At 68.6% G+C, this 26,986-nt stretch carries 23 protein-coding genes and 3 pseudogenes; 12 read left to right on the forward strand and 14 right to left on the reverse strand.

The genetic code is table 11. From position 1 onward, the window contains the following. Positions 1 to 14 precede the first annotated feature (14 nt). The 5 genes from K2224_RS15810 to K2224_RS15830 form a co-directional block, all read right to left on the reverse strand. Positions 15 to 1,487, reverse strand: coding sequence for a radical SAM protein (locus K2224_RS15810; RefSeq protein WP_221907154.1), 1,473 nt, complete (start codon positions 1,485 to 1,487; stop codon positions 15 to 17). 138 nt (positions 1,488 to 1,625) lie between these two features. Next, positions 1,626 to 2,126, reverse strand: coding sequence for an SAM-dependent methyltransferase (locus tag K2224_RS15815; protein ID WP_221907155.1), 501 nt, complete (start codon positions 2,124 to 2,126; stop codon positions 1,626 to 1,628). Positions 2,127 to 2,152: 26 nt separating this feature from the next. Continuing rightward, positions 2,153 to 3,277, reverse strand: a complete 1,125-nt coding sequence (locus K2224_RS15820) for an alpha/beta fold hydrolase (RefSeq protein WP_221907156.1) — start codon at positions 3,275 to 3,277, stop codon at positions 2,153 to 2,155. Between the two features lie 45 nt (positions 3,278 to 3,322). Continuing rightward, the gene (locus K2224_RS15825) at positions 3,323 to 4,561 is read right to left on the reverse strand and encodes an MFS transporter (RefSeq protein ID WP_221907157.1); all 1,239 of its coding nucleotides are present in this window, start codon (positions 4,559 to 4,561) and stop codon (positions 3,323 to 3,325) included. Beyond that, the gene (locus tag K2224_RS15830; RefSeq protein ID WP_221907158.1) at positions 4,558 to 5,307 is read right to left on the reverse strand and encodes an alpha/beta fold hydrolase; all 750 of its coding nucleotides are present in this window, start codon (positions 5,305 to 5,307) and stop codon (positions 4,558 to 4,560) included. Before K2224_RS15830 ends, K2224_RS15825 begins: the two co-directional genes overlap by 4 nt. Positions 5,308 to 5,492: 185 nt before the next feature. Here K2224_RS15830 and K2224_RS15835 point away from each other — a divergent pair, with 185 nt between their 5' ends. The 4 genes from K2224_RS15835 to K2224_RS15850 all read left to right on the forward strand — a co-directional run bounded on the left by K2224_RS15835 (position 5,493) and on the right by K2224_RS15850 (position 12,499). Then, positions 5,493 to 6,992: an amino acid adenylation domain-containing protein gene (locus tag K2224_RS15835; protein WP_221907159.1), complete on the forward strand. Its 1,500-nt coding sequence runs from the start codon at positions 5,493 to 5,495 to the stop codon at positions 6,990 to 6,992. 414 nt (positions 6,993 to 7,406) lie between these two features. Beyond that, on the forward strand, positions 7,407 to 7,892 hold the full coding sequence (locus tag K2224_RS15840) for an SAM-dependent methyltransferase (protein ID WP_221909728.1): 486 nt from the start codon (positions 7,407 to 7,409) through the stop codon (positions 7,890 to 7,892). Between the two features lie 822 nt (positions 7,893 to 8,714). Next, positions 8,715 to 9,209 (forward strand): response regulator transcription factor, encoded by a 495-nt coding sequence (locus K2224_RS15845; protein WP_260692675.1) that lies wholly within the window; start codon positions 8,715 to 8,717, stop codon positions 9,207 to 9,209. A 251-nt stretch (positions 9,210 to 9,460) separates the two neighbouring features. Continuing rightward, complete coding sequence (locus tag K2224_RS15850) at positions 9,461 to 12,499, forward strand: BTAD domain-containing putative transcriptional regulator (protein ID WP_260692676.1); 3,039 nt, start codon at positions 9,461 to 9,463, stop codon at positions 12,497 to 12,499. 25 nt (positions 12,500 to 12,524) lie between these two features. Here the strand turns inward: K2224_RS15850 and K2224_RS15855 are convergent, their stop codons facing one another. The 4 genes from K2224_RS15855 to K2224_RS15870 all read right to left on the reverse strand — a co-directional run bounded on the left by K2224_RS15855 (position 12,525) and on the right by K2224_RS15870 (position 14,919). Next, on the reverse strand, positions 12,525 to 12,677 hold the full coding sequence (locus K2224_RS15855; protein WP_221907161.1) for a hypothetical protein: 153 nt from the start codon (positions 12,675 to 12,677) through the stop codon (positions 12,525 to 12,527). 80 nt (positions 12,678 to 12,757) lie between these two features. Continuing rightward, on the reverse strand, positions 12,758 to 13,918 hold the full coding sequence (locus tag K2224_RS15860) for an acetyl-CoA carboxylase biotin carboxylase subunit family protein (protein WP_221907162.1): 1,161 nt from the start codon (positions 13,916 to 13,918) through the stop codon (positions 12,758 to 12,760). 83 nt (positions 13,919 to 14,001) lie between these two features. Beyond that, complete coding sequence (locus tag K2224_RS15865; protein WP_221907163.1) at positions 14,002 to 14,244, reverse strand: hypothetical protein; 243 nt, start codon at positions 14,242 to 14,244, stop codon at positions 14,002 to 14,004. Positions 14,245 to 14,595: 351 nt separating this feature from the next. Next, the gene (locus tag K2224_RS15870) at positions 14,596 to 14,919 is read right to left on the reverse strand and encodes a hypothetical protein (protein ID WP_221907164.1); all 324 of its coding nucleotides are present in this window, start codon (positions 14,917 to 14,919) and stop codon (positions 14,596 to 14,598) included. Between the two features lie 231 nt (positions 14,920 to 15,150). Between K2224_RS15870 and K2224_RS15875 the strand changes: the two genes are divergently transcribed. Further along, entirely contained in the window at positions 15,151 to 15,801 is a 651-nt protein-coding gene (locus tag K2224_RS15875) for a transcriptional repressor (RefSeq protein WP_221907165.1), read from the forward strand. A gap of 56 nt (positions 15,802 to 15,857) precedes the next feature. Here the strand turns inward: K2224_RS15875 and K2224_RS15880 are convergent. Continuing rightward, positions 15,858 to 16,113: pseudogene (locus K2224_RS15880) on the reverse strand (methyltransferase domain-containing protein); the annotation flags it as partial. A 532-nt stretch (positions 16,114 to 16,645) separates the two neighbouring features. Here K2224_RS15880 and K2224_RS15885 point away from each other — a divergent pair. Next, positions 16,646 to 16,942: a hypothetical protein gene (locus K2224_RS15885; RefSeq protein ID WP_221907166.1), complete on the forward strand. Its 297-nt coding sequence runs from the start codon at positions 16,646 to 16,648 to the stop codon at positions 16,940 to 16,942. Here K2224_RS15885 and K2224_RS41635 read toward each other — a convergent pair. From K2224_RS41635 to K2224_RS15895, 3 genes and pseudogenes are all read right to left on the reverse strand, one after another. Continuing rightward, a pseudogene (locus K2224_RS41635) lies at positions 16,939 to 17,855 on the reverse strand (L-histidine N(alpha)-methyltransferase). The gene K2224_RS15885 and the pseudogene K2224_RS41635 overlap by 4 nt on opposite strands. A gap of 51 nt (positions 17,856 to 17,906) precedes the next feature. Further along, positions 17,907 to 18,169 (reverse strand): annotated as a pseudogene (locus tag K2224_RS41640) (IS5/IS1182 family transposase); the annotation flags it as partial. Positions 18,170 to 18,232: 63 nt separating this feature from the next. Beyond that, on the reverse strand, positions 18,233 to 18,628 hold the full coding sequence (locus K2224_RS15895; RefSeq protein WP_313904775.1) for a hypothetical protein: 396 nt from the start codon (positions 18,626 to 18,628) through the stop codon (positions 18,233 to 18,235). 270 nt (positions 18,629 to 18,898) lie between these two features. On the opposite strand from K2224_RS15895, the gene K2224_RS15900 reads away from it, so the two are divergent. From K2224_RS15900 to K2224_RS15915, 4 genes are all read left to right on the forward strand, one after another. Beyond that, complete coding sequence (locus K2224_RS15900) at positions 18,899 to 19,852, forward strand: universal stress protein (RefSeq protein WP_260692677.1); 954 nt, start codon at positions 18,899 to 18,901, stop codon at positions 19,850 to 19,852. A 267-nt stretch (positions 19,853 to 20,119) separates the two neighbouring features. Next, positions 20,120 to 21,205, forward strand: coding sequence for an ABC transporter substrate-binding protein (locus tag K2224_RS15905; RefSeq protein ID WP_221907168.1), 1,086 nt, complete (start codon positions 20,120 to 20,122; stop codon positions 21,203 to 21,205). Beyond that, a complete protein-coding gene (locus tag K2224_RS15910) occupies positions 21,202 to 22,299 on the forward strand; it encodes a FecCD family ABC transporter permease (RefSeq protein ID WP_398200236.1) in 1,098 nt (365 codons plus the stop codon). The genes K2224_RS15905 and K2224_RS15910 overlap by 4 nt, the downstream gene beginning before the upstream one ends. Next, the gene (locus tag K2224_RS15915; RefSeq protein WP_221907169.1) at positions 22,296 to 23,123 is read left to right on the forward strand and encodes an ABC transporter ATP-binding protein; all 828 of its coding nucleotides are present in this window, start codon (positions 22,296 to 22,298) and stop codon (positions 23,121 to 23,123) included. The genes K2224_RS15910 and K2224_RS15915 overlap by 4 nt, the downstream gene beginning before the upstream one ends. 68 nt (positions 23,124 to 23,191) lie before the next feature. Here K2224_RS15915 and K2224_RS15920 read toward each other — a convergent pair whose 3' ends face one another. Further along, positions 23,192 to 23,407, reverse strand: coding sequence for a heavy-metal-associated domain-containing protein (locus K2224_RS15920; RefSeq protein WP_221907170.1), 216 nt, complete (start codon positions 23,405 to 23,407; stop codon positions 23,192 to 23,194). Between the two features lie 319 nt (positions 23,408 to 23,726). Here K2224_RS15920 and K2224_RS15925 point away from each other — a divergent pair, with 319 nt between their 5' ends. Both K2224_RS15925 and asnB read left to right on the forward strand, forming a co-directional pair. Next, the gene (locus tag K2224_RS15925) at positions 23,727 to 25,139 is read left to right on the forward strand and encodes an MFS transporter (protein ID WP_221907171.1); all 1,413 of its coding nucleotides are present in this window, start codon (positions 23,727 to 23,729) and stop codon (positions 25,137 to 25,139) included. 17 nt (positions 25,140 to 25,156) lie between these two features. Then, entirely contained in the window at positions 25,157 to 26,983 is a 1,827-nt protein-coding gene (asnB, locus tag K2224_RS15930) for an asparagine synthase (glutamine-hydrolyzing) (RefSeq protein ID WP_221907172.1), read from the forward strand. The last annotated feature ends 3 nt before the right edge of the window (positions 26,984 to 26,986 follow it).

Below are 26,986 nucleotides of genomic sequence, written 5' to 3' on the forward strand. Positions count from 1 at the left end.
CGTCTGCTGCACGGTCACCGCCGGCACACGGGCGCGTCGGACAGGCCGATGCGCTGGTGGAAGTAGTGGAAGATGATCTCCTCGTGCAGCGCCTCGCCGTCCAGGGTCGGCTTCAGCGCGGCACCGTCTGCGACCTCCTCGACCAGCCCGCGCTCCAGCAACTCCGCGAACGCCGAGGCGAACGGCTCCATTTCGAGCAGATCTGCGCCGAACCGTTCCCGGTAGCGGTCGAGGACGATCGGCTGGTTGGCCTTGAAGTTGAAGCCGAGCGCGGTGCCGATGGCCTTGTGGCCGGACAGACGCCGGCCGAAGCTCAGCGGCAGGCCCTCGTTGTTCTGCATGAACGACACGTACTTGCTGATGTCGGTGATGTTGTGCGTCTGGAGGAACTCCTCCTGGTCGCCGGTGAGCCAGCCGTAGGCCCCGGGGCCGTACGCAATCATGGTGTTGTAGTGCTCCCACTTGTTCTTCGACGTCTGCGGGATGTTGCCGCCCTCGTAGGTGCCCGGTCGGCTCCACCAGCCGCAGGGGCTGGGGTAGTAGCCCTGCTCAAGCAGGACCTCGACGGCCTCCTGACGCATCGCGTACGTCGATTCCAGGTCAGGGAAGCGGCCCTCGCGGATGAGGCGTTCGCGCACTGTGGGGTTGTTCCACACCGCCCGGTTACCGATGCCCATCTCCTCCCGGTCTGCGTTGCGCAGCCGGTAGATGGTGATGGTCGGGACGCCGAGGCCGGTGAGGATCTCCATGTCGTGGCGTACCGACTCCGGGGTCTGGTAGGGCAGGCCGAACATCATGTCGACGTTGAAAGGACAGCCGGTCGCGAGCAGGTTCTCGACGGCCTCGATCGACTGTGCCGCGGAGTGGCGGCGCTTGGTGAAGTCGTTCACCTCGTCCTGCAGGGACTGCACACCGAGACTGAACCGGTTGAAGCCCAGCTCCCGGGCCGTTTCGAGGTGGTGGCGCTGGAAGTTCTCCGGGTTGCCCTCGATGTTGAACTCGATGCCGTCCGCCAGGTCGTAGTTCTCACGGGCGTGCTTGACCAATGGCTTGATGAAGTCGGGGTTGTTGAGCAGCAGCGCCGCCGTGCCGCCGCCGATGTAGAAGGACTCGATGCGGGCGTGCGGTATCCAGTCGTAGCGGTCCAGGTAGCGGCGGGACTCCTCGATGAGGAGATCGGACCACAGGCGCAGCGCCCCGTCCTCCTTGCCCCGCGGCACCAGTCTCTTGACGTAGTTGCAGAAGTGGCAGATGTAGTTGCACAGCGGGAGGTGGAAGTACAGGTGCGCAGGGTGGCCGGCACCCGGAAACGTGCCGTATTCCGCCGCGAGTTCGTCGCCGCTGAGCCGGTCGCCTTCGTTCGAGGTGACGTTGATGTTGTACTCGTCGCGGGGGATCTGCAGCTGCGGGTTGCGGTCGAGGAGGCGGCCGAGGTTGAGTTCGAGATCGACCGTGGTGCCACCGCGGTTGGTGGTGAGGACGGACAAGGTGGTCTCCTTGGCTGTGAAGGGAGCCTCGGTCGGCTTGTGGCCGGATCCGTGGCGGAGAAGAGAGACGCCGGGACGACAAGTGTCGACAAGTGCCGGAAGCAAGGCGTCGAGCGCGACGTGCCGCGCGGGGCGCCGTCAGGTGTCGTAGTAGGCGGACATCGCCGTGTGAAGCCAGGCCGGTTCGCGTACCGTGGCCGGATCCGGCTGGAAGAGCCGCTGGTACGGCTTGACGTCGAGCACCGGCGTGCCGTCCAGCGCGTCCAGGGCCCGTACGTGCAGTGTGAGGCCGTCGACGCGGACCAGTTCGCAGCGTGACACGCCGAGCCGGTTGGGGCGTTCCCTGAGCCGCTGGGCGAGGATGCCGAGGCGGGGCAGGTCCGTACGGCCCCTGGGGTGGCAGGCGCCGGTGACGGCCGCTGACTCGGGTACGAGATGGAAGTGGAAGACGACTTCGAGGTGGGAGAACTGCTCCAGACCGATCACGGCCTCGGGGCGCAGGCGCGCGGGGTCGAGCTCGATGAGCGAGGTGACCCCGCCCCAGCCGTCGTACTCGGGCACGCTGCGGGAGGAGCGGACGACGCCGATGGGGTCCAGGCTGCAGGAAGGTGACGCTTCGTCGGGTATCGGCAGCGGCATGGGCGTTCCTTTCCGTACGGCGGCGGTCACGAGGGCAGCGCAGCCACGGACGCCAGGTCGAGCTGCTCGCGCAGGCGGCGGCCCAGGACCTCGACCTGGCCAGGCTCGACCATCGTGAAGTGGTCGCCTGGGACATCGCAGACCACGGCGCGGGCCGCGACCTCGCTCCAGCCCAGGTCGTCGGGGAGGGTGCAGTCCTCCATGGAGCGGTCGGTGACGCGGAAGACGGTGACCGTGCCGTCGTACGGCCTGATCCGGTAGGCCGCCAGGGCGTCCAGGTTGAACTGGTACATGTCGATCATGCGGCGCAGGCGGTCGGCGTCGAAATCGGCGGGCATGGTGCCCGCGGCGACGGCTCGCTCCACCAGAACCTTCGCCCTGGTGTCCCGGGTCAGACCGCGCAGCCAGTCGATATCCAGGTTCAGCTTGAGCCCGCGCCAGAGCAGCGCGCGCAGGGCGAAATCCGGGTCGCCGCTGGGCTCGACGGTGATGCGGGTGTCCAGCAGGCCGACGAGTCCGACGCGCTCGCCGCGTTCCGTCAGTCGGCGGGCGGTCTCATAGGCGAGCAGTCCGCCCATGGAGTAGCCGATCAGGTTCCACTCGGCACCCTCCGGGTGGACGGTGCGCAGTTGTTCGATGAAGCACTCGGAGATGTCCTCCAGCGAGGACAGGGGCTCCTCGCCCGGCAGTAAGCCGACCGACTGGACCGCCCAGAACGGCTGGTCGACTCCCATCGCGCGGGCGATGGGTGGGTAGAGCAGCACGGTTCCGGACACCGGCGGCAGGGCGTAGACGGGGCTGCCGCCGGAGCCCTGCTGGATGCGGACCAGCTGGCCCTGCCGGTCGGCCGTGCCGCGGCGGACGATCTCGGCCAGCTCGGCGACGGTGGCCGCGGAGAGCAGGTCGGCGGCGGTGAGGTCGATCTGGAAGAGCCTGCGCACCTCCACAGTGAGCTTGATGGCGAGCAGCGAGTGGCCGCCGAGCGAGAAGAAGTCGTCGTGTATACCGACGTCGTCGCGGCGGAGCAACCGGCGCCAGACGTCGCAGAGTTGGAGTTCCACACCGTCACGGCCAGTGCCCGAGGGCGGCACGGTGGTGGATTCCGTGGCGGATACTGCGGTGGATTTCGCGGTGGTGTGCGGGTGAGTCATCGTCTCTCTCGTCTGATGTGTCGTGGCGGATGTACGGACTGCCGATTAGGCGACGGTGGCCGGCGCAGGGGTGGCCGTGTCCGCGCCGGTCCGGCGGGCCTGGGCCCAGCGCACCGCCGGCGCCATGGACAGCCCGCCGACCAGGAACACCACGCCGAGCAGCAGCCATCCGGGCCTACCCCAGTCGATGAGGAGCAGGGTCAGCGCGACCGGGCCGAACATCTGGACGGCCCCGATCCCGGTGTTGAACAGGCCCTGGTACTGGCCCTGTTTGTCCGCGGGCGCGAGTTCGTAGCCGATCACCCAGGAACCGGCCGACTGCACAATTTCGCCGTACACATGCAGCGCCGCCGCCACCAGCAGCACCACCGTCGCCATCACAGGACCGCGGCCGGCCGACAGCGCGAAGGCCGTGCAGCAGCCGAGCAGGACGACTCCCGCCAGCCGGAAGGCCCGGACGGCCGAGCGCAGTTCGCCGATCCTCTTCGTGACGGGAACCTGCAGGGCGACCACGGCGAGAGTGTTGAGCAGGAGCAGTACGGCGGTGAGCGCGTGCGGTGCGTCGGTGTGCAGCGCGATCCACAGCGGAAGGATCACCTCAAGGATCGGGATGTGCAGCAGCATCAGCATGTTGATCACGGCCAGCAGCGCGTACGGGGTGTCCCGCAGTACCGCGAACCGCGGCTCGCCCGGGCGGCGCTCCGTCGAGGGCGGTACGGCAGGCAGCCGCAGGAACAACAGACCGCAGCCGATGAAGCTCAACGCGTTGAGGGCGAAGGTGAGCCGGTAGGCCGTCTCGGTATCCCACAGCAGAGCCAGACCGCCCAGCCCGGCTCCCGCCGAGACGCCGGCATTCGTGACGACGCGGATCTTGGCACGGACACGCACCAGGTTCTCGGCGTTCAGGACCGCCGGGATCAGAGCCTGCCGGGCGGCGTGTGCGCCGCGTTCGAAGAGCGCGTACAGGAACGCGATCACGACGAACAAGGCATACGAGTCGGTCGCCAGGTAGGCGGCGGTGGCAACGCCGGCCAGGGCGAGGAGCGCCGCCGCGGTGCCGCGGGGGCCCCTGCGGTCGGCGAGATGTCCGAATGGAACACCGGCGAACAGCCCCGCGATGCCGGCGATGCTGAGTCCGAGGCCGAGCTCGGACGGGGAGAAGCCGACGATCCGGGTGAAGTAGAGGGCGGAGCAGGTCAGGAAGGCGCCGTTGCCGAGGGAATTGACGAGATTTCCCAGAACGAGGGTGCGGGCCGGCCCTTCCTCGATGAAGCGGATTTTCATGCGGCGTTTTCCTTCTCATCGGTTCCGGCGAATCGACCCCGATAGAAGTCGCGCATCGCGGAGGCGAGCTGGTCCGTATTGCGGTAGCAGTCGGCATGGGATCCCTGGATGGTTTCCACCGCGAGGGCCCTGCCGCCCCGATCGGAGAGACGTTCGCGTTCGTCAGCCAGGATGTTGTGGCTGTCCGCGGCGGCCAACAGCAGTACGGGGATGCCCAGCCGCTCCAGCAGATCCGGGAGATGCCCGAAGTCGTAGGTCCAGCGCAGCAGGCTGCCCTCGGCCCACTCGTCTGCCACGTGCAGGGCGGGGTGGGCGTCGAAGGACTGGTCGATCAGCACGAGACTGCGCACCTTGGCCGCACCCCAGGTGACCGCAGAGATGGCCGCCACAAGTCCTCCGTAGGAGTAGCCGACCAGGTGCAGGTCGTCCGGGAGGGCGTCGGCGAAGCGGTGGAGGTCGGCGGAGAAGTCCAGCACCGAGTAGCCCCATGCCGGCCGGTGGCTGTCGCCGTGGGCGCGCAGGGAGGGGTAGACGGCCACCGAACCGCTCGGGCACAGGGCGTCGCCGAGCGGTCGCAGCTGTCCTTTGTCGCCACCGAAACCATGGATCAGGAGCATGCTTCCCGGGGCGGAGCCATCCGTCCGCCGACCGGGTACGGCGTCGTAGTCCAGCAGCTCGACACCGCTGCCGCCTCCCGCCAGCATCGGCTCGGGAAGGTTGTGCCCTTCCTTTTTGCCAGTCGTCATCGAAATCAACCCCCTTGAGAAAAGACCGAGGTTGGCGGCAGCCTCGGGCCCAGCCAGATTCCATTCCACCGGCACGGAAAGTCAATGCCGGTCCGCGTCCCCGAAAGTGGGTACGTGACACCACAAGTGAACGGGACGGAATATCTGCGAAGGGATTCTGAAAGACCGATCTGGAGGGCTGTTCCATGGGGTTCGGACTCATCCACCAGGCCGTCGCGCACCAGGCCCGGATGACACCGGGCGCCCTCGCGGTGGTCGACGGCGATATACGGCTCGACTACGCGACCCTCGACACCGCGGCCGACGCCTGGGCGACCGCCCTGCTGGCCTCCGGTGCTGGCCCAGGCACGCTGATCCCGGTCCTGTTGCCCCGCTCTGCCCGTCTCTACGTCGCCCTCCTCGCAATCCTCAAGTGCGGTGCTGGCTATGCCGCGTTGGACCCGAGGTGGCCGCGGGAGCGGACTGACGGCGTGCTGGCACAGCTGGGTGCTCCCGTGCTGGTGGCCGACGCAGAAGAGTTGCCGGAGCATTGGACGGTTTGGAGGCCGCCGGCCGACCTTTCGGCCCGGACCTGCAAGGGCGACTCCCAGGCGTACGTCGGCCCCGCGGACGTGCCCGCCTCGGTCTTCTTCACCTCAGGAACCAGCGGTACGCCGAAGGGCGTCGTCTCCCCGCACTTCGCCACCACGCGGTTGTTCATGGCGGACGGCCCGCTGGATTTCGGGCCGAGCACCGTCATGCTGCAGGCGGCGCCGGCGGCCTGGGACGCGTTCTCGCTTGAGCTGTGGGGGCCGCTCACGACCGGCGGTAGCTGCGTGACCGCGGCCGAGGACTACCTGCTGCCGGACACTCTGCGGCGGTTGATCGACGCCCACGCAGTCGATACCGCCTGGCTGACGGCATCCCTCTTCAACCTCTTCACCGAGATAGACGCGGACTGCTTCCGTGGCCTGCGACGCCTGTACATCGGCGGTGAGCGGCTGTCGACGTCCCATGTCGGCCGGTTCCTCGGCCTGCACCCCGGTATCCGGCTGTTCAACGGATACGGTCCGGTGGAGAGCTGCGTGTTCGCCACCGTGCATCCCATCGCCGGGCCGGACTGCGAGGCGAAGTACGGCGTTCCGATCGGCCGTCCCGTGCCCGGCACCGGCGTCCACATCCTGGACGAGGAAGGCCATGAGTGCCCGCCCGACACTGTCGGCGAACTGTGCATCAGCGGTGCCGGACTGGCACAGGGCTACCTGGGCGATCCGGCCCTGACGGCCACGCGCTTCCAGGAGCGCCTGGCCGATGCCACCCGCCTCTACCGCACCGGCGACCACGGATTCCGGGACGCCGACGGCGTCTTCCACTTCACCGGTCGCGCCGACCGTCAGGTCAAGGTCCGCGGCTACCGCATCGAACCGGAGGAAATCGAAGCCCACGCGGGCCGACTGCCCGGCGTCTCGCACTGCGTCGCCATACCCGTACCCGGCGAACTGGGCAACTACGACCGACTCGCGCTGTTCTACACGACCTCCGGCGAGGACCGCAGCCCCACCGACCCCGCCCTGTTGCGCCGTTCACTGGGGCTGAGGCTTCCCCCGCACTCCGTCCCAGACGTCGTATGCCGTGTGGACCACCTACCGGTAACGGCGAACGGAAAGATTGACCGCTTGGGACTTCTGGCCACACTCGCCCCCTGAGCGCGGCACGCCATAGGCAATCTCCGCCCCGTCAAGACCAACCCTCAGAGAGGCACCGCTCTCATGCCTGTGATCACCTTTCTCTCCCCCGCCCCGAGCCCCGGCCGACCCGCTCTCGCTCAGCTCGCCAAGGCGGTCACCACACTGCTGCGGATCCCGGCGGAGCACTGCTGGGTGACCTGGCAGCGGCTCGACGCCGACGCGGCACACCGCCCGGACTGGGAGCGTGCCGCCGGTGGCGCGTGTGCCCCCATCGGCTTTATCACGTGCAAGACGACCTATCCGCGCGAGACCGTGGAGCGGCTGCTGGCGCTGCTGCGCGACGAGTTGGGGACGTTGTTGGGTGTGTCGCGCGAGGAGATCTATCTGACCGTACGCCGGGCTGTGCCGGGTGAGTTGCTGGTCCGTGGTGGCATGTGGAGCGGTGACAGCGCCCCTGCCGAGGTGGTGTGTCATCCGGTGGGTCGGGTGGTCGGTGGGCGGGGCGAGGTCCGGGACGACGACTGGGGTGGGGAACGGGCCGTCATCCGTCTGGATGCCGACCGGTTCGGTCCCGACGCGGTGGCGGGCCTGGACGCCTTCTCCCACCTGGAGGTCGTCTACCACTTCCACCGCGTCCCCGTGGACCGGATCGAGACCGGGGCCCGTCACCCGCGCGGCAACACCGACTGGCCCCTGGCCGGCATCTTCGCCCAGCGCGGCAAGAACCGCCCCAACCGCCTCGGCGTCTCCCGCTGCCGCCTGCTCGACGTCGACGGACTCGACCTCCACGTCCAGGGCCTGGACGCCATCGACGGCACCCCCGTCCTCGACATCAAGCCCTACATGACCGAGTTCGGCCCCCGGGAAACCGTCACCCAGCCCACCTGGACCACCGAGATCATGCGCCACTACTACTGATCCAACTGACTGCCACTGACCAACATCGCTTGTCTGCACACCGGAAGGCCACGCCAGGGGCGTTGTGGTCGGCAGCCGGGGGCGCTACGTGGCGTCCAGTCACCGCGCTGTGCACGCGAATCACCGGCGGCTGGTGAGGCCGCTGGGACGCCGTCGTGCCGCGGTCCTTGCTTGGGGAGGCGGAAACCTTGCCGACCTCGTGACACAGCTGAGGTAGGCGCTTCTTATCGGGCTCCACCATCAGGAGCTCCCGCTGACGGAGGTCGTCAAGCTGATCGAGCTGGGCGACGGCGACTCCCTGCTCCCCGCACCTGTTCGTCCGTACGACCACAGAGATATGGGGAGGACGTTCGACGAGCTCCTCGACGCCGTCATGCAGTTCTCGTGACATCCTCTGGAACTCGCAAGGTGGCGGTAGAGATGCTGTCAGTCTTTTCAGCCCGTGGCTCGCAGCCTGTTCGAGCTGTCTGTTCACGTGAATCGTGGTCGCCGAAGAATACCGGCCGCATGCCTTCAACTCATAAGGCATGTATCAGAGAACCGAGTTTCCTCCGCTACGGAAAGGCGTGCTCTGTTCCAGAACTGTTGCAGCAACTCTTCCGAATGGGAGGAACTCACGCTACCTGAAACATCTCTCCAGGAACGGCGTCCGCGACAGCACGCAATCCCACTCCCCTCTGGGCCTAGGCTGTACGGCCAACAGTAGACATCCCGCCGCCGTCGATAGTCAAGCGGATGCGCAAGTATCGCCGGGGTGTTGCCGAGCGGGAACCGGGACTGCACCGGTATCGGATCGGGAAGGTCCGAGCAGACGCTGCCCGTATGCGAGCTGCCATCTGTGATAGCCGGCCGTGGGTTCTCATGGGCCTCACGCACCTGCTGACCACGCGATCCTCCGCCGAGATCGTGTTCGTGTCGGCCTCCGCTCTCCCTGAACCGGGAGAGGAGGTCGATGTGCTGTTCGTCGAAGACGGGCCGATGGTCCCTGCAGTGGAAGAGTGGTCACAAGCCGACGGGCGAGACGCGAGCACCGTCGTCGTGAGTGCCGAGGTGACGCCCGATGAAGTGCTGCGGCGGGTATCCGAACTGCACGCCGTCCACCCGTCGCAGGCTGACCGCTCGGTGGATGCACTGTCTCCGCGCGAACAAGAGGTGCTGCGCTTCATTGCTGCCGGAATGACCCACGGCCAGGTCTCACGACGCATCGGGATCAGCCAGCACACCGTCGACACATATGTCAAGAGGGTGCGCTCGAAGCTCAGCGTCGGAAACAAGGCCGAACTCACCCGCATTGCCCTCAGTCTCAGTCCCTCATGAGGGGAGGCCGTAGAAGCGCCCTTGGGGGAAATGGTTCCCATTGCAGGGCCTTTACGGAGAGTGAAGCCGAATCGTTCCGGAACTGCACACTGGAGGAGCCTCGGGAGAATGTCAACTAGGCCATAAACCATCGGAACCAAGGGCTCCGAATTCGCCTCTGTATTATCTGTGTTGTCACGAGGCCAACCTCTTATGATCGGGTGACAAGGCCCAGATCAGAGTCTGGTGACCAACAGGGGGGGCAGGTATCCGTGTCCGGGAAGAACGGAGCCCTACGGTTCAACATCCTCGGAGCGCTGGAGGGCTGGCATGGAAGCACCCGGCTACGTCTGGGGGGAGTGATCCAGGAACGCATACTCACGACTCTGCTGCTCGAACCGGGCAGGACAGTGCCCGTATCCAGGTTGGTGCAGGCCGCATGGGACGAGGATCCACCCGCGACCGCCACGCACCAGACCCGCAAGGCCGTCGCCGACCTGCGTCGACGCATCCCGGACGGCAGTCGCCTCATCGTCACCGACGGCCCCGGCTACCGGGCGATGCCGGGCGACCATGAACTGGACCTGATCGAGTTCGGAACCCACCTGACGGAGGCCGGCGGAGCAACCGCTGCGAACAACCCCGCGCACGCGGCCGAGGAACTGCGCCGGGCACTTCGGCTGTGGCGCGGCCCGGTTCTGGAAGGCAGGGGAACTGCGCTGATCGAGGCCGCCTCTACCATGCTCGACGAGCGCCGACTGGCAGCGGCCGAGCGCTTCTTCGACATCCGCCTCGGCCTCGGTGATTCGGCCCAGTTGGTGGTCAACCTGCGCGACCTCGTCACACGCCACCCCACGCGCGAGACCCTCCGCGGACAGCTGATGCTCGCGCTATACCGTACCGGGCGCCAGGCCGAGGCCCTCGAAGAGTTCCACAGGGTCCGGAAACTCCTACAGGAGGAACTCGGAATCGACCCCGGACCGCAGCTGAGCGGACTGTACGAGGCGATCTTGCGGGAAGCCCCGGAGCTGGCGCCTGCGGAACCACTGCCCCCGGCTCACCCGACGCAGGCTCAAGAGCCACCCGAAGAGCCCCCCGCGCCCCAGGCGGACAAAGCAGTGGTCCCGTGCACTCTTCCATCCGACCTTGTTGATTTCACCGGCCGCCGGAAGGAACTCGACGCACTTCTCGCCCGCATCACCGCCGGCAAGGAGCGCGGCGAGCGGACCAGCCGGATCGTGGCCATCGACGGAATGGGAGGCAGCGGAAAGACTTCCCTCGCCGTACGGGCGGCCTACCAAGTGGCGGGCGAATTCCCCGACGGCCAGCTCCACCTTGACCTGCGCGGCTTCACGCCCGACGAGTCACCGGTGCCCCCCATGACCGCCCTCGGCGTGCTGCTCAGAGCAGTCGGTACCCCCGGGGACCGCATACCCGACGACATTGAGGGCCGCACCGCACTGTGGCGCTTCAGCCTGGCCGGCCGCCGGTTGCTGCTTCTGCTCGACAACGCCAGGGACATCGGCCAAGTCCTGCCCCTGCTGCCCGCCTCGCCGGGGTGCCTGGTCCTCGTCACGAGCCGAGCGAGGCTGGTCGACCTCGACGGAGCCGATTGGCTCTCAATCGGCCCGATGTCCCGTGAAGACAGCCTGTTGCTGATCAAGGAAGTACTCGGTGCGGCGTGCGTGGCCGCTGAGCCAGAGGCAACCGCAGAACTGGTCCAGTTGTGCGGCCGCCTGCCCCTCGCATTGCGCATCGTGACTGCCAGGCTGCGCAACCGCCCACGATGGACAGTGGAATACCTGGTGGACCGGTTGCGAGACGAGACCCAGCGGCTGGAAGAGCTGAGTGCCGGTGAACGCAGCGTCGCGGCTACCCTGCACCTCTCGTGCCAGGCCATGGACGAGGAACACCGCACCGCCTTCCGTGTGCTGGGCCTGCACCCGGGCCCTGACATGGACATGTACACGGCGGCCGCCGTGCTCGGCTCGGATGTACGGGACGCCGAGGACGTACTGGAGCGGCTGCTGGACGTACATCTTCTCCAGCAGCCCGCCATCGGTTTGTACAGGCTCCACGACCTAGTGCGCACTTTCGCCCAGAGCCGTCGCCACCCCGCCACCGAGCAAGAGGACACCGCAGCCGTCCGCCGTCTTCTGGACTACTACGTGACCGCTACAGAGACGGCGTGCGCCATGCTCTTCGCCGGCCGCGAAAACCGCGCCACCGGCATACCCGACTACCTCGGTGAACTACCGCCCCTCACCGATACGGCAGCCTGCACCCGCTGGTTCGACCGCGAACACGACAGCTTGACCGCTGCCGTCTCGCTCGCCCACCGCAGCGGTCTCGACCGTCACACGGCATGTCTCACACGCAACGTCGTCTTCTGGCTCAACGCCCGCGGGCAGTTCAAGGAGTTCAGGGACCTCGGGCAGATCGCAGTCGATGCCGCACGCCGGGCTGGGGATCTGGCGCTGCTCGGCATAAGCCTGTCCAACCTTGGCGTGGCGTGCTGGAAACTGGGCCTTCTCGACGAGGGGCTCGCGGTGGCCACCGAAGGGCGTGACATCGCGGTGGGTTTCCGTGATCGGCACACCGAGGCGCACAGTGAGTCCACGATCGGGCTCTTGCTGACCGTGCTCGGACGCCATGCCGAAGCTCTGCCGCATCTGGAGCACGCGATCGCACTGGAGCGGGAGTTGAGGGTGCCGAGGGCTGAGGCTCAGACCCTCACCAACCTCAGCACGCTGTATGCGCAGTGGGGCAGGTACGAGGAGGCAGCCGATGCAGCACGTCAGGCCCTGGAGCTCCACCAGACCTTCGACGACCGCAACAACCGTGTGATGGCGCTGACCGACCTGGCTTTCGCTCACGTTGGCCTTGGAGCATATGAGAAGGCCGACGCCTGTCTCGCCCAGGCCCGTGGGCTGTGCGAAGCGTCGAGTGCCCCGGGGGACGTTGCTCTGGCCCTGGCACTCTCCGCCGACGTGGCCGAATACCTGGGCCGGCGGTCGGAGGCGTCCTGCTTCGCCGACCAAGCGCTCGAACTCGCGAAGGCGAGTGGCAGTCCGACGCGGCAGGCGAAGGTCGAGAACCTCGTCGGTGGACTGTGCCGGTGCAGGAACGAGCACGACAGGGCCCTCTCCCTGCACACCCATGCCCATGAACTCGCCGCCGCGATCCAGTACCGTGCGGAAGAGGCGAGGGCCCTGAGCGGAATGGCCGACGCGGCGAAGGCACTCGGTGACTCCGCCTCGTCGGCCGAATATCGTGCGGCGGCGACTGTGCTGCTCGACTCCTTGGGCTGACCCTCACTCCTTCTCGGTGACCGTTTCACGGTGTGGCCCACCCCGGTTGCTGGTCGTCAGCGACGATACGATGAGTGCGCTGTGCGCCATCCGCCAACGGCCCGGCCATCGCGTCGAGGCCGAGAACCAAGACCGCCGCCGAGAAGATGCCGATGAGCCCGGCCAGCTTCCTACGCATGTTTCCTCCTTGGTGACTGGGGCTGCCGCTGGGTCGTCACCCATGCTCGTCGCGGCCCTTCCCGTCCCGGTCCCGTCTCGTTACCACCTCCCGCCGACCGCGTTCCCGCTCACGTGTGGATTCGTCGCCCACCTGCGCCGCACGTCGGTAAGCCGCTCTTGGGCCGCCCGCGGCGAACCGCCTCGGACAATGACCTCGACATGCTCGGAAGTGCCGTCACTGGCTGCTGCGACGCGAGCGTCATGGACGTGGCTCAAGCCGCAGATGTCGTCCAAGGCCGCCGCCAGATGCGGGCCGGTGCAGGGGACCGACAGGCGGGTGAGGGCAGCGAAGGAGGCCGGAGCCGGGCACCGTGGCGATGAGCCGGTCAGTGCGGACAGAACGTCCTCCTCCGGAGGCCATCCGGTGGCCGCGTGCATCAGGCGCCGGATCGCGCTCGGCGCCGGCCGCGCCGCCGATGCAGCGATCCGAGGACCGCGCTCGGTGACGACCACCTCCGTGTGAGCAGGCCCGTACTGCAGGCCTGCCAAGTCCAGGAGGGCTCGTACGGCCGTCCGGATCGCCGTTCTGTCCGCCTCGGACAGCGGCGCCGGATACAGCAGACCGGCGCCCGAGTCCGCCCTGACGGTCATGCCGGTCACCTGATGCATGCCCTCCCGCGTAAGCGTGTCCACGCTGATCCGTGGCCCGGTCAGGAATTCCTCGACGACATACGGCCCGGCAGGAGCATCGGCCGCCCAGGCGTCGAGGTCATCCCCATCGCGCAGGACGGTGGTTCGCGGTTCGATCCCGGCCTTGACGACCACGGGCGCAGTGAACTCCTCGGCCAAGGTACGGACGGCCGCCACGTTCGGGACCGACTTGGCCCTCACGACGGACACTCCGGCCTGATTGAGGATGCGCCGCATGAACTCAGGACCACGGAGCCTGCGCAGCGGCTCCGCACGCGTCGGCGACAGTTCCAGGAGGGCGCGCTCGACGGCAAGGCGGATCGCCTCTTCATCGCCGAAGTACAGGATATGGGGGATCTCATGGGTGACGGCAGTCTTCACCAGTTTGGTGAACAGCCTGTCCGCATCCTGGAAGTCGGCGCGCACCCGTCGTCGGTAAAGCTGTTCCTCGTCCAGCCGGCCGTCCGCGAGACCGGTGACCGACCACGTGTCCAACCCGGCCGCCGTTGCTATCGCGAGAACGTGGGCCTCCGGCTCCACCAGGAGGAGCCTCTTCTCTTCCTTGCTCACTACTTCCCTTTCCGCCGGCGTTTCTCGGCGTCGTCCGCTACCGGGTGAAGAATTGGTGCCGGTTCCTCGGGGAAGCCGAGGAATCATCCGGGCGGGAAGAGCTGCGACAGGAACCGTGAGTCCTCGAACGGGATGACCGAGAGGCCAAGAAAGACAAGAACCATCCTCGCCCACGGCACCGTGGCCACCGGATTGCGGAACTGGCAACGCAGCAGTGCCGATGGGAAGGACAGGGTGTCCAAGAAGACGTGGACCACCAGTACGAGCACCACGGTGCGGGCAGCCACGAGCTCGGGATTTCGCGCTGCAGCACCGATGAACGGCACGACGCTTGCGGGTGAGGTAATGCTGGCAGAGGTGGCTGAACGTACCCCGAGCAACCCTTCGAATCGGACACGTCCAGAAGCGCCATCACAGCTAAGCGTTCCGCTCGCGCCAGGGGCACATCGTCTCCCGGGAGCTTGATCCGGTCGTTGGGCTCGTCGAGGTCCCGCATCAGGAGCCTCTGCCGTTGCCATCGGTGAGCTTCCCCTCGCGGTGCCATGGATTCTCATGCGGGAGAAGGCCGTACGCACGTCGCAGGATTCAGTGACACCGGTTCAGGGGACAAGGGGTCACAACCGACGGAGGGGCCGTGCCCACTGCGATTCAGCCGGCGGAACGCCGCAACTGTGCTGCTACTCGCGCGGCAACGCGGTTGTCCGGTGGAGGAGGCTGTCCAGGCTGCTCGCGCCCATGTCCACGATCGCGCCTGGCAGTTCCTGGAACGTAAAGCGGATCTGATCCGCCGTCTGCAGAAAGTTGGTATCGACGATGAACGGGCCGCTGCCGCGCCGCAGTGGGCGCTCGACGTTGAACTGTTGGTCAGCGGATAGCTCACCTATCAGCAGAACAGCAGGAGGCGGCAGGAAGCCTGAGGGCTCATCCCAGCATGGTCCGCAGCCATGGCGAACTCCCTTGCGTTGGCGTGGATCTGGGGTGTCGTACTGCCACCGGGTCATCCAGGCAGGTGCTATGAAAGGGCGTGGATGACCGGCTGCCGTCGGACCCAAGCGGTGACAGCTACCGCGGGTGGCGTGCCACCCGCTCCTGCAGCCGATCCGCGCGAATGGCTGAACAACGCCGGTCACGATCAGGTGCCCCTGGCCGAGATGCGCCGCCTTCACTATCAGTGGGTGCGGCTGTGCAGGCCCCGTGCGGCGAGGTAGAGAGGACAAGGTGCGAGGCAGCACGTGGGGACCCTTGCGGAACTCCTCGGTGCCGCCTGCGCGGATGGGCGTGCCATTCCTGCGTTCAACGTCGTTGACGACGTCACGATGTGGGCCCTCCTGCTGGCAGCGGAGCGCACCAGCTCGATGGTGATCGTGCAGATGTCTGTGCGTACGGCCGCGTTCTCGGGCCCCGCCTATATGGCCAGCCGGTTTCGCCGGCTCAGGGAGGCTACCGGTACCGAGGCGGCCCTCCATCTCGACCACTGTCCGGTGCCCCGCCTCACCCAGCAGCGCGCCATCGTGCTGGAGGCCCTCATGGCGGTGGAGGGCTTCGTCGGCGCCCAGGCCCTGCACAACCGGCTGACCGGCGACGGAACGCCGGTCGGCCTGTCCACGGTCTACCGCACCCTGACCGCCTTCGCCGAAGCCGGCCGCGCCGACATCGTCCGCGACAGCAACGGCGAACGCCTCTTCCGCTACCGCCCCGGCCCCGACCACCGCCACTACCTGATCTGCACCGCATGCGGCCTCAGCCGGCCGGTCGACTCGGAGCCCGTCGAGACCTGGGCCGAGAAGATCGCCCGCACCTCCGGCTTCGCGAACGTCCGGCACACCGTCGAACTCGCCGGCCTCTGCCCGGACTGCAATCAGGAGCAGGCGCGCGGGCGATGACGACGCGGGCACGGGCGGTCGGAGCGGACCATATGAGGTGGACCAGCGTGGCCATAAGGGGTGAGGTTGTCGTCAGCGACGACGTCGGAGATGCCGATGCGGCCGCCGGGGACGAAGGCGCGGCAGACTTCGGCGAAGACCGCGGACTCATCGGTGGACAGGTTGATCACGCAGTTGGAGATGACGACGTCAATCGTTTTCGCGGGCAGGGGGATGGCTTCGATGGTGGAGGACGTCGATGCCGCCGCCGGAGCCGAGGCCGAGGACGCGATCGCCGTTGTGAAGGTCGGTGACGGCGGTGGGGTTGCCGCAAGCCGAGGGAGGCGGGGAAGGAGACCCTCGTGTCCGGCTCAGCGGTGTCCCAGCACGCTTGTGCGGCGGGTCAGGACGGCCTCACGTATCGCCCGGAACGATCCCGCGGAATCGCAGGGTCTACGAGTTGCCGTACCACGTCGCCACACACGCCCCAACAGGTCCGAAAGATAGGCTTTCACCCCTTCGGTGGTGGAACTAGGCTGCTCCGCCACTGGCCGCAACGCTATGGAGGAAATTTCGTGACGAAGGTGACTGAAGGTACGTACCTCCTCAAGAACGAGGCGAGTGGCCTGTACCTGGGCGTGCGCAACGGCGACGACGGCTCGGCAGTCGAACTACAGGAGCCGGCGGCAGCGCACTGGCAACGAGAGCGGCAGCTCTGGACCGTCAGGGGCGGGGCAACGGAAAGTTCCACCCGGACCGGTGGCGGAGTGCCGATTCCCTGTACGAAGATGTGCGCACCTGTTCACTGAGGAACGTCTACAGCGGCCGATACCTCCGCGTCCCGGGCGACAATGCCGGGGCTTCGGTGGAGCAGTGGAGCCCGAGCCCCAACAATGCTCTTTCCTCCTTCGACGAGAAAGCGACCTGGATGGTGGAGGAGCCGCCGACGAAGTATTGGGACCTGAAGGGCCTGCTGCTGGGCAACATGGGACAGTGCTACTACAGCTACGTGCCGGACGACCGGAAGGACGCCGGGGCCCCCGTGTCGACTGACACGAAGTCCTTTGCCCTCAACAGCGGGAGCTGGCTCTTCGAACCAGAATCCGCCACGGGGCGCCCGGAGCAGGGCGGCGAGCAGATCGGCAATCGCATGGATGCCTAGCACGGGACGTAAAGGGCACGTTCCGCCGCGAGCTGCTGACGGGCAACAGGGCGACGGCCCCTCTCATGGCGGACCTCTTCGACCTCACCGTGCGCTTCTACGTGGACCGAGGTGGCCACAACAAAGCGGAGGCCACCTTCCTCCGGCGTGGCTCCGGTGCCAAGCCGCGCACCAGCGTCACCGACTACACACTCCATCTGACCGGTGTGCCCAAGGCCGTGGAATTCAACGCGCAGGGAATGGAAGGCAGCATCATCGGAGACCGGTCCGGCGGCGACCCGACCACCTACACGTCGCTCAAGGAGTGGATCGCCGACCAGCGCAGTGGTGTGTCGTTCAGCGGCTGGTTCGGTTTCCGCCTGTCGGCGCTGGGCTGCGTGGAGGGCACCAACAAGCCGCTGCGGCTGGTCGATGCACAGCAGCAGACGGTCGGTAGGGCCACAGCAGCGCCGTACACCGTCGAGGAAACGTCGGCGTTCCACTTGAGACAGGTTTCCGTACGTACTGCCCAGCAAGGCCAGCAGTCGGTACTCCGTCCGGCCGCGGAGCCAGGACAAGCCGTGGTCGAAGTCGCTGTGTACCGTGGTCACTTCGGCGTCCGGCCAGCGCTGCTTGATACGGCGGGCGGCCTCCCGCAACGGCTGGGCGCACACGTCGACGCCGGTGTATGCCGTGAGTCGTTGTTCGTGCGCCAGGCCTCCAGCAGCAGTGTGGCTTTGCGTGCGTTCCCCGCCCCCAGGTCCACGAGCTCGGTGGACCCGGCGTGGCGGATGATCTCCTGCCCGTAGCGGTGGAACAGTGCCGTTTCCGCCTCCGGGAGGTAGTACTCGGGTAGGCGCATGATCTCTTCGAAGAGCCGGGACCCGGCCTCGTCGTACCCAAAGCGCGTCGGGAGGGTCCTGGGGTGCGCCATCAGGCCGCTTCGCAATTCCTGCGCGGCACTGTCCGCAACGCCGGCGAGGCTGACCTCCCGCACCCACCGGGTCACGGTGGTGCGGTGCACCCCGTTCCCGCCGGCCAGGTCGCCGGGCCGCTGGTCACAGCGCAGCACGGCCAGCACGATGCCGGCGATCTTCCCGGCGGGCAGGGCCCGCCACCTGGAGCCGATCTTCTTCAGGTGGCCGCGTATCAGGTCGGCGAGATAGTTCAGGGTTGCACTCGACAGCGGCAGGCGGCGGTGTAGACAAGACCGTCGGTGCCCTTGGCGTGAGGGTTGTTTTTCTTCACCTAAACTCAACTGCCGCCGAGGACCCTACAGTTACGCCATCGCGGCGCATCCCGCCAACTCGGCTACGGGCGTGCGGTGAACTTCCCGTCAGGGCGTTTGTGCAGCCAGCCGCGGTCCGCGAGCTTGACCAGCTTCGCCCGCAGTGGCTCCAGCTTCCCGCGCACCTCCACCTCCAGACCCAGCTCCTCACCCACTGCCCTCACCTGCACCGGGCCTGCGGCGGCTCGCACGATCGACAGGATCCGGCGGTAGTCACTGGGCAGCGCGGTCTCGTCCGGGCTCTCGCTGCGGTGCGGGATCAGCAGCACCGCACGCCCCGCTACCCGCGCCTTCACCGGAACGTGCGCTACGGCGGCTTCCGCCTGGGCCAGATCCTGCTCAGCCGGCCGCTGCAGGACCCGCTCGGCGGTCACCAGCTCCTCCCGCTCCGCCTGGACCTCCTGAAGCTGCTTACCCAACTCTTCGGCGAGGGTGTCCAGCTCGCTCCGGCGAGCCGTGATCCGCTCGAGCTCCGACTCCCAGCGCCCTCCCCGCGACCTGACGGCGCATCCGCACCGCGACGGATCGTAGGCGGACCCCCACGGCAGGCGCAGCGAAACCCGAGAACCCCCGCCAGCCGCCCAGCCAGATGATCCCCACCGTGGACACCAGCCGCCGACCAGCGCGAGCACGTTGAAACCCCCGCACACCAGACCCGTGACCTGCAACTTCACGATGCACACCGCTCAGTGGAAGTTCGCCGGTCGATCGTGGTCGGCGTGGATCCGGATCCTTCCCAGCAAACGGCTCTGGCCTGGGCAGCGGACCAGGCGGCCCGACGCCGGATGCCACTGTGCCTGGTCCACGCCGAGGGCGTACCCACCGGCGGCTACCGGAAGACGGCGGTACGGCCGTCATGGGAGGAGTGGAACCAGTCCCTGCACCAAGCCGGCGAGCACGTGCTCCAAGGCGCGGTGGCGTTCGTGGAGGACCGGCAACCACAGGTGCGGCTCTCGGCTCTACTGGCCGAGGGCAGGCCGGCGTGGGTCCTGCGGGAACAAGCCCGCGAAGCCGCCGAGGTGGTACTGGGTTCCCGTCACCTGGGCCGGGTGAAGGAAGTCTTCAGCCCGTCCTCCGTCGCACTGCCTGTGATGGCGCACGCCCCGTGCCCGGTCGTCGTGGTACCCGAACCGGAACACGTCACCCAGGAACGGCCGTATGTCGTCGTCGGGGTCGACGGCAGCGCGCACTCGGCGGCCGCCGTCGACGTCGCCTTCCAGCAGGCCGCACTGCACGGCGCCCGGTTGCGCGCCCTTTACGTGCGAAGACCGGAGCGGTTCCGTGACCGGGATGAGCAGGCCGCCGAAGGCGCATGCCGCATCCTCCTGTCCGAGACCGTGGCCGGGCGTACCGCGACCTACCCCGAGGTGGAACTGCACCACGAGGTCATCCTCGGTCACCCGGTGGAAGAGCTCGCCAAGGCGGCAGCCCACGCCATGTGCCTGGTGGTGGGAACCCGCGGGCACGGCGGCTTCACCGGCATGCTGCTCGGCTCAGTCAGCCAGGGAGTGCCCCGTCATCGCCGTACCGCAACCCCGCAAAGACGGCACCTGATACCGGACAATCGCTCAGCGCCGAATTGTGGGTGGGTTCATCCTGGTCGGAGATTCGAGTCCCTGGCGGGATCCACTAGACATGGCTGATCGTGTCCACGGCGCTGATCTGCGCATTTGCGCCACCGTGGCGCTTGAGGGGCGGGCGCGGCTGGTGCCGCGTCCGCCGGGGACGGTCACGACGGCTGCCGAGCACCGCGAGCCTGGCTATGGAAAGGCAACCGCTCTGCACGAGCGCCGAGAGCGGGTTTCCTGACCCGGCGTGGCCAGGGACGGGAACTCCACAGGGGTGCGCTCCGACTACTGGAGCAGGTGGCGGAGGTTCGTCCGCCGCCGAGTAGATCTTGGAGGGTTTTGATGCGTTCTCGTGTGTGGGGCGGTACGGCGGCCGTCGTACTCGGCGGGCTGCTGGCGGCAGGTTGCGGGAGTGGAGTGAAGGACGGGTCGGACGGGGGCGGCGGGAAGGCCGGGCAGGCCGCCTCTGGTGACTACCCGGTGTCCGTCACCGACTGCACGGGGGCCAAGACCACCTTCCCCGAGGCTCCGAAGAAGATCGTCACCAGCAACGCCTCCAGCCTGGAGCTGCTGCTCCGTCTCGGGGCCGGCGACAAGGTGATCGGCACCGGTTTCCCGCCGGGCAAGGGGGCGTTGCCCGGCGCGCTGGACGCGCAGGCGCAGAAGGTCGACGTGCTCGGCAAGGGCGTGATCCCGAAGGAGAAGCTCCTCGGCTCCGGTGCCGACCTGTACATCGACACGTTCGCGGCCATGGGCGGGATGGGTGGAGGGGGGATGGGCGATGTGCCGACCGAGGAGGAATTCAAGGCCGCCGGGATCAAGCACATCTACCTGAAGTCCACCGCCTGCGCGGCGCAGCGCAAGAGTCCGGTGACGGACCTGTCGGCGGTCGAGGCGGACATCACCTCGCTCGGCGCGGTCACCGGCACGAGTGCCAGGGCGAAGGAACTCGTCGCGGGGATGAAGGCGAAGGTGGACGCTGTGCAGAAGGCGGTCGGCGGTACGCCGCAGGGCAGGCGGCCGACGTACTTCTTCTTCGACTACGAGGCCGGTACCAAGCAGCCGACCGTCATCTGCAACCGTCAGGTCGCCAACGCGGTGATCGCCCTGGCTGGAGCCCGCAACGCCTTCGCCGACTGCGACGGCGACCGCAAGCAGGTCGGTTGGGAGGACGTGATCGCCAAGAACCCCGACTGGATCCAGCTCGGGGTGCGCAACCGGGGCAGCGAGGCGGCGAACGAGAAGGCGTTCGACGAGGCGCAGCAGTGGCTGGAGACCAATCCGGCGACCAAGGGCCTGAAGGCGGTCAAGGAGGGCCGTTTCCTGCGCATCGGCTCCGAGCAGACCACCATCGCCGGTGTCGAGAATGCCGACACGGTCGCGGCGATCGCCAAGACCCTCTACCCGGGCAAGGTCGGCCAGTCGTGATCTCGACGCTCTTCGCGTCACGCCGCAAGGCCACGGGCGCGGGCCGGGACGACGGGAGCCGGGGCGCGCGCAGTCTGCCCGCCGGACCGCTGGCGCTGGCTCTCGGCGTGGCGCTGCTTGTCGCGTTGACGGCCGCGGTGGCCTGGGGTTCGACGTCCATCCCGCCCGGCGAGGTGTGGAGCGTGGTGGGGCGGCGGCTGGCCGGTGAGGGCCCGCGGCCGGGTACGGACGATCTGATCGTGTGGCAGCTGCGGGTTCCGCGGGCGTTGCTGGCCGCGCTCGTGGGTGCCGGGCTCGGTGTCGTCGGTACGGCGGTGCAGGCGTTGGTGCGCAACCCGCTGGCCGACCCGTACATGCTGGGCATCTGCAACGGTGCGTCGCTCGGTGCGGTCGCCGCCATCGTCCTCGGTCTCGGCGCGGGCGGGGTGCTGGGCCTGGGGCTGTCCGGCGCGGCCTTCGCCGGCGCGCTGGCCACATTCGCCCTGGTGTGGGTCATCGCCCGGCGGGGCGGGGGTTTCGCGCCGCTGCGGCTGGTGCTGGCCGGGGTGGCGATCGGCCAGTTCCTGTCGGGCTTCACCAGCTATCTGGTGTTGCAGGCCGGGGACGAGCAGCAGACGCGCAGTGTGCTGTTCTGGCTCATGGGCAGTCTGAGTGGCGCCAGTTGGCCGCTGTTGGCGGTACCCGCGGTGGTGGTTCCGGCGGGCCTGCTGTGGCTTCAGGCACGCGCCCGGGCGCTGAACGCCCTGCTGATGGGCGACGAGACGGCGGCCGGGCTCGGCGTCAATGTCACCCGGCTGCGCCGGGAGCTGTTCGCGGTGACCAGTGTGGTGACCGGCGTCCTGGTGGCGGTGTCCGGTGCGATCGCCTTCGTCGGTCTGATGGTGCCGCATGCCTGCCGCCTGGTCGTGGGCGGCGACCACCGCCGTCTGCTGCCGCTGTCGGCGCTGTTCGGTGCGCTGCTCCTGGTGGTGGTCGACATCGTCTGCCGTACGGCGATGGACGCACAGGAGTTGCCGGTCGGCGTGGTCACCTCGCTCATTGGTGCTCCGGCCCTGTTGTATCTGCTGGACCGGCGTCTGTGGAGCGGCAGTTGAGAATCGAGATCGAAGACCTGCATGTCGCCTACGCCGGCCGTACGGTCGTGGCGGGAGCCCATCTGGTGGCTGCCGAGGGCGAGATCACGGGCCTGGTCGGGCCGAACGGAAGCGGCAAGTCCACGCTTCTGCGCACCGTCTACCGGCACCTGAAGCCCACCGCGGGCCGGGTTCTGTTGGCGGGCACCGACCTGCGCGAGCTGTCCGCGGTGCAGTCGGCGCGGCATGTCGCCGCGCTGCCGCAGGAACGGGGCAGCGACTTCGAGCTGGCCGTCCGCGAGGTGGTCGCGATGGGGCGCACGCCGTACAAGCGGGCCTTCGCGGGTGATGACGCCTCCGACCGGGACATCGTCGCCCGGGCTCTTGCCGACGTCGGGATGGCGGCGGCGGCCGGGCGCCGATTCACTGCCTTGTCCGGCGGCGAGCGCCAACGCGTTCTGCTGGCCCGCGCGTTCGCTCAGGATCCGGACGTCCTGGTGCTGGACGAGCCGACCAACCACCTCGACATCCGCCACCAGGTCGAACTGCTCGCCCTGCTGCGCGCCCAGCGTCGTACGACGCTGGTGTCGCTGCACGACCTCAACGCGGCCGCCGCCGTGTGCGACCGGCTGCATGTCCTGCATGCCGGAGCGGTGGTCGCCTCCGGCCCGCCGCGCGACGTCCTCACTCCCGCCCTGTTGGCCGAAGTGTTCGGTGTGCGGGCGGCCGTGGTCGACCACCCCCTGACCGGTGACCCCTTGATCGCTTTCGATCACCGGGCGCCGGCGGACACGGAGCCGGCCGCGGCGGTGGAGGCACGCGCCATAGGTGCCATAGGACCGTAGGCACCGGTGGATGAACGTGGCCGGGCAGGACGGCGCTCGCGTCCTGCCCGGCCTGCGGTTCCGGTTGATCAGGCGGCGAGCGGGGCGGCAACGCGGTAGCCGGCCTCGACGATGGCCGTGCGCAGCCGCTCGTCATCGAGGTCCGTGCCGCGCACCGTGACGGTCTTCGCGGCGAGGTCCACCTCGACCTCGCGCACGCCCGGCACCTCGGAGACCTCTTCCGCTACGCTCGCCGCGCAGTGCTCACAGGTCATACCGGTGACGTGGTACTGCTTCTGGTCCATGGGAGAACTCCTGGGTGTCCTGCGAGGCTTCCGGTTGCATACCGATCCGCGGGTGCGGACGGTCAGGGCGAGACCGCCCTCACCTCAGGAGTCGGCCGGTTGGAGCATGGAGTTCCGCGGATCGGTGGGGTGTGTTGCGCCGTTCCGCTAGCCGACCCTGACGCCACTACCGGAATCCGACCCGCCGTGCTGGTCAGCCCAGATAACCAGCCTGCCGGTCACTTTTTTGACGGAGTCGGGAACTCGCCTTCGATTCCTCACGACTCCTCAGGCGGGACTGCTGTCGGGCAGTCCGCTCTGGACGATGAGGGGTGGAAGGGTGACACACCACGGTCCCGGTACGGAACCGCCCGGTCGCATACCTGCCGGCGAGGACCGCTGGGCGCTGGTCGCCGTGTCGGGCGTGCTGGCGTTCGTGGCGATGCTCGACATGAACATCGTCAACGTGGCCCTGGCGGACATCGCCGACGGTCTGCACGTGTCCACCGCGACCGCCCAGTGGGCGGTGCTGGGATACCAACTGCCCGTCGTGGCCCTGCTGTTGCCGGTCGGTCGGTGGCTCGACGGGGTGGGGCTGCGCCCCGCCGTGCTGACCGCGACCTGTGGATTCGGCCTGTGCAGCGCCCTGGCCGCCGCCGCGCCCTGGGCGGCCTGGCTGATCGTCGCCCGCCTGGCGCAGGGGGCGTTCGCGGCGGTGCTGTTCGTGTTGATGCCGGTCCTTGCGGTCCGTTCCGTACGTCCGGAGAAGCGTGGGCGGGCGATGAGTGTGCCCGCCACCCTGGGCCCGCTGGGTGCGGTGGCGGGACCGGCCGTGGGCGGGCTGCTGTTGGACCACTTCGGCTGGTATGCGGTCTTCCTGGTGAAGATCCCGTTCTGTGTGCTCGCCCTGGTCGTGGCCTGGAGGGTCATGCCGCGGGACGGCGGGCTGCGCCGGCCCGATCGGCGGTCGGTGGCGGACGCGTTGCTGGTGGGCTCGGGTGTGGCGGTCCTGCTGCTGGCGTTGACCCTGGCGTCGGACCGGCTGGTGTGGCTGGTGCTCGCGCTGGCGGCGGTCCCGACGCTGTGGTGGTGGCTGCGCGGTCCGGGCGGCCGGCCGGTGATCGGTGTGCTGCGGGCCACGGGTCTGTTCCGGGCCCACGGCGCGGTGCTGTCTCTCGCGGCCGGTTTCGCCGCCATGCACTACGTTGTCGCTCTGCACTTGCAGCGCGACAACGGTGTCAGTGCCACCACGACCGGGCTGACCGTCCTCGCCTTCCCGCTCGGGATGGGACTGGCCGGGCAGGTCGGCGGGCGCCTCGCCGACAGGTACGGTCCCCGGCCGGTCGCGGTCACCGGTGCCGCCGTCACTGCCACCGGTCTGCTTCTGCTGGTCCCGCTGGGCGACGGCTGGTCACCGCTGGAGGTGGCCTGGCGGCTGGCGTTGGCCGGCGTCGGCATGGGCCTGAACGGGGGCCCCACCCAGGCACTGGTCATGGGCGCCGCACCACGGGACCGGACCGCGACCGTCGGGTCCACGATGCAGCTCGCCCGCACCCTCGGCTTCACCCTGGGCCCGGCCCTGGCCACCGCCGCCTGGGGGCTGATCGGACCCGGTCAGGGCGTACGGGCGGGGCTCGCGCTGGCCGCCACCGCCGCCTGCTTCGCCGTGCCCCTGCTCGCCCTGCCCGGCAGAAGAAGGACCGCGCCCGTACCCGAGCACACGACCGGCGCGGCACCCGCCGCCCACAACTGACCCAGGGAGTGCCGCGTATGTGCGGAATCACCGGCTGGGCGTCCTTTCACAGCGACGCCCGCACCCAGGCCCCGGTCATCGAGGCCATGACCGCCACCCTGACCCCGCGCGGCCCGGACGCGGGCGGTGTCTGGCTCGGCGAGCGCGCCGCGATCGGCCACCGCCGCCTGGCCGTCATCGACCTGGCCGGCGGCGTACAGCCGATGACCGACCGGGTCGACCGGCCGAACCTCGTCCTCAGCTACAGCGGCGAGGTCTACAACCACCACGCGCTGCGGACCGAACTCCGCGGGCGGGGCCACCACTTCCGCACCCGCAGCGACACCGAAGTGGTACTGCGCGCCTACGCCGAGTGGGGCGACGGGCTGGTCGAGCACCTGGAGGGCATGTTCGCCTTCGCCGTCTGGGACGAGCGTGCGCAGCGGCTGCTGCTGGTACGCGACCGCCTCGGCGTCAAGCCGCTGTTCTGGGCCGCCGTCGACGGCGGCCTGGCCTTCGCCTCCGAGCCCAAGGCCCTGTTCGCCCACCCGGAGATCCGGCCCCGGGTGGACGCCGACGGGCTGCGGGAGGCGTACAGCCTGCTCTTCAACACCGGGCCCACGGTGTGGTCGGGCGTGCGGGAGGTCGAGCCCGGCGGCCTGCTCGTCCTGGACCGGGACGGCATCCGCGAGCGCCGCTACTGGCGGCTGGAGGCCGACGTCCACCACGACGACCGGGACGCGGCCGTCGAGCGGACCCGTGCGCTGGTCGGCTCGGCCGCCCGCAGCCAGCTGGAGGCCGACGTCCCGGTGTGCAGCCTGCTGTCCGGCGGCATCGACTCCACTGTCCTGACCGCGCTGCTCGCCGACGAACTCCGGCTGCGCGAAGGCCCGGGCGCCCGCATCCGCTCCTACGCCGTCGACTACAGCGACCAGATCGAACGGTTCACCGGCGACGTGCTGCGCACCGGCCACGACACCCCGTACGCCACCGAAGCCGGCGCCTTCGTCGGCACCGACCACAGCACGGTCGTCCTCGACCCGAACGCCCTGCTCGACCCCGAGCACCGCAAGGCGGTCGTCGTGGCGAGGGACTCGCCGATCGGCGTCGGCGACATGGACACCTCGCTGTACCTGCTGTTCGGCGAGATCCGCAAGCACTCCACCGTGGCCCTGTCCGGTGAGGCGGCGGACGAGGTCTTCGGTGGCTACCCCTGGTTCCACAGTCCGAAAGCGCTGGCTGCGGACACCTTCCCGTGGCTGCTCGTCACCGGTGACGACGCCGCGATGCCGCTGAACCCGGAACTCGACCTGCACATCGCGGAGTTCCGTGCGGATACGTATCGCAGCGCGCTGGCCGCCGTACCGCATCGGGACGGCGAATCGCTCGTCGAGCACCGGCAGCGCGAGCTGCAGCACCTGTCCCTGACCCGCTGGCTGCGCCAACTCCTGCACCGCAAGGACCGGTTGAGCATGGCCCAGGGCCTGGAGGTCCGCGTCCCCTACTGCGACCACCGTCTCGTCGAGTACGCCTTCGCCACGCCCTGGGCGCACAAGAGCTTCGACGGCCGGGAGAAGAGCCTGCTGCGCGCCGCCGGCGCCGGGCTCGCGCCCGATTCCGTGCTGCACCGGCCCAAGAACCACTACCCGACCACCCACCACCCCGACTACAACCGCGGTCTCCAGGACCTCGCCCGCGATGCCCTGTCCAGCGAGCAGGTCCGTGCCCTGGCCGACGAGTCCCGGCTCAAGCCCGCTCTCGACATCCCGCCCGACCTGCTGGTGTGGGGCCACCGCCTCCGCCTCGAACGCGTCGTCGACCTGGCCCTGTGGCTGGACCACTACCGGCCCGAACTCGCCCTCTGAGGA

Origin of the sequence: Streptomyces sp. BHT-5-2, assembly GCF_019774615.1 — a bacterium.
Lineage (GTDB): Bacteria > Actinomycetota > Actinomycetes > Streptomycetales > Streptomycetaceae > Streptomyces.

Coding starts and splice junctions, on each gene's coding strand:
- K2224_RS15815 (WP_221907155.1), bottom strand. CDS start 2,126: ATGCCGCTGCCGATACCCGACGAAGCGTCACCTTCCTGCAGCCTGGAC.
- K2224_RS15820 (WP_221907156.1), bottom strand. CDS start 3,277: ATGACTCACCCGCACACCACCGCGAAATCCACCGCAGTATCCGCCACG.
- K2224_RS15825 (WP_221907157.1), bottom strand. CDS start 4,561: ATGAAAATCCGCTTCATCGAGGAAGGGCCGGCCCGCACCCTCGTTCTG.
- K2224_RS15830 (WP_221907158.1), bottom strand. CDS start 5,307: ATGACGACTGGCAAAAAGGAAGGGCACAACCTTCCCGAGCCGATGCTG.
- K2224_RS15835 (WP_221907159.1), top strand. CDS start 5,493: ATGGGGTTCGGACTCATCCACCAGGCCGTCGCGCACCAGGCCCGGATG.
- K2224_RS15840 (WP_221909728.1), top strand. CDS start 7,407: ATGTGGAGCGGTGACAGCGCCCCTGCCGAGGTGGTGTGTCATCCGGTG.
- K2224_RS15845 (WP_260692675.1), top strand. CDS start 8,715: ATGCGAGCTGCCATCTGTGATAGCCGGCCGTGGGTTCTCATGGGCCTC.
- K2224_RS15855 (WP_221907161.1), bottom strand. CDS start 12,677: ATGCGTAGGAAGCTGGCCGGGCTCATCGGCATCTTCTCGGCGGCGGTC.
- K2224_RS15870 (WP_221907164.1), bottom strand. CDS start 14,919: ATGACCCGGTGGCAGTACGACACCCCAGATCCACGCCAACGCAAGGGA.
- K2224_RS15905 (WP_221907168.1), top strand. CDS start 20,120: ATGCGTTCTCGTGTGTGGGGCGGTACGGCGGCCGTCGTACTCGGCGGG.
- K2224_RS15920 (WP_221907170.1), bottom strand. CDS start 23,407: ATGGACCAGAAGCAGTACCACGTCACCGGTATGACCTGTGAGCACTGC.
- asnB (WP_221907172.1), top strand. CDS start 25,157: ATGTGCGGAATCACCGGCTGGGCGTCCTTTCACAGCGACGCCCGCACC.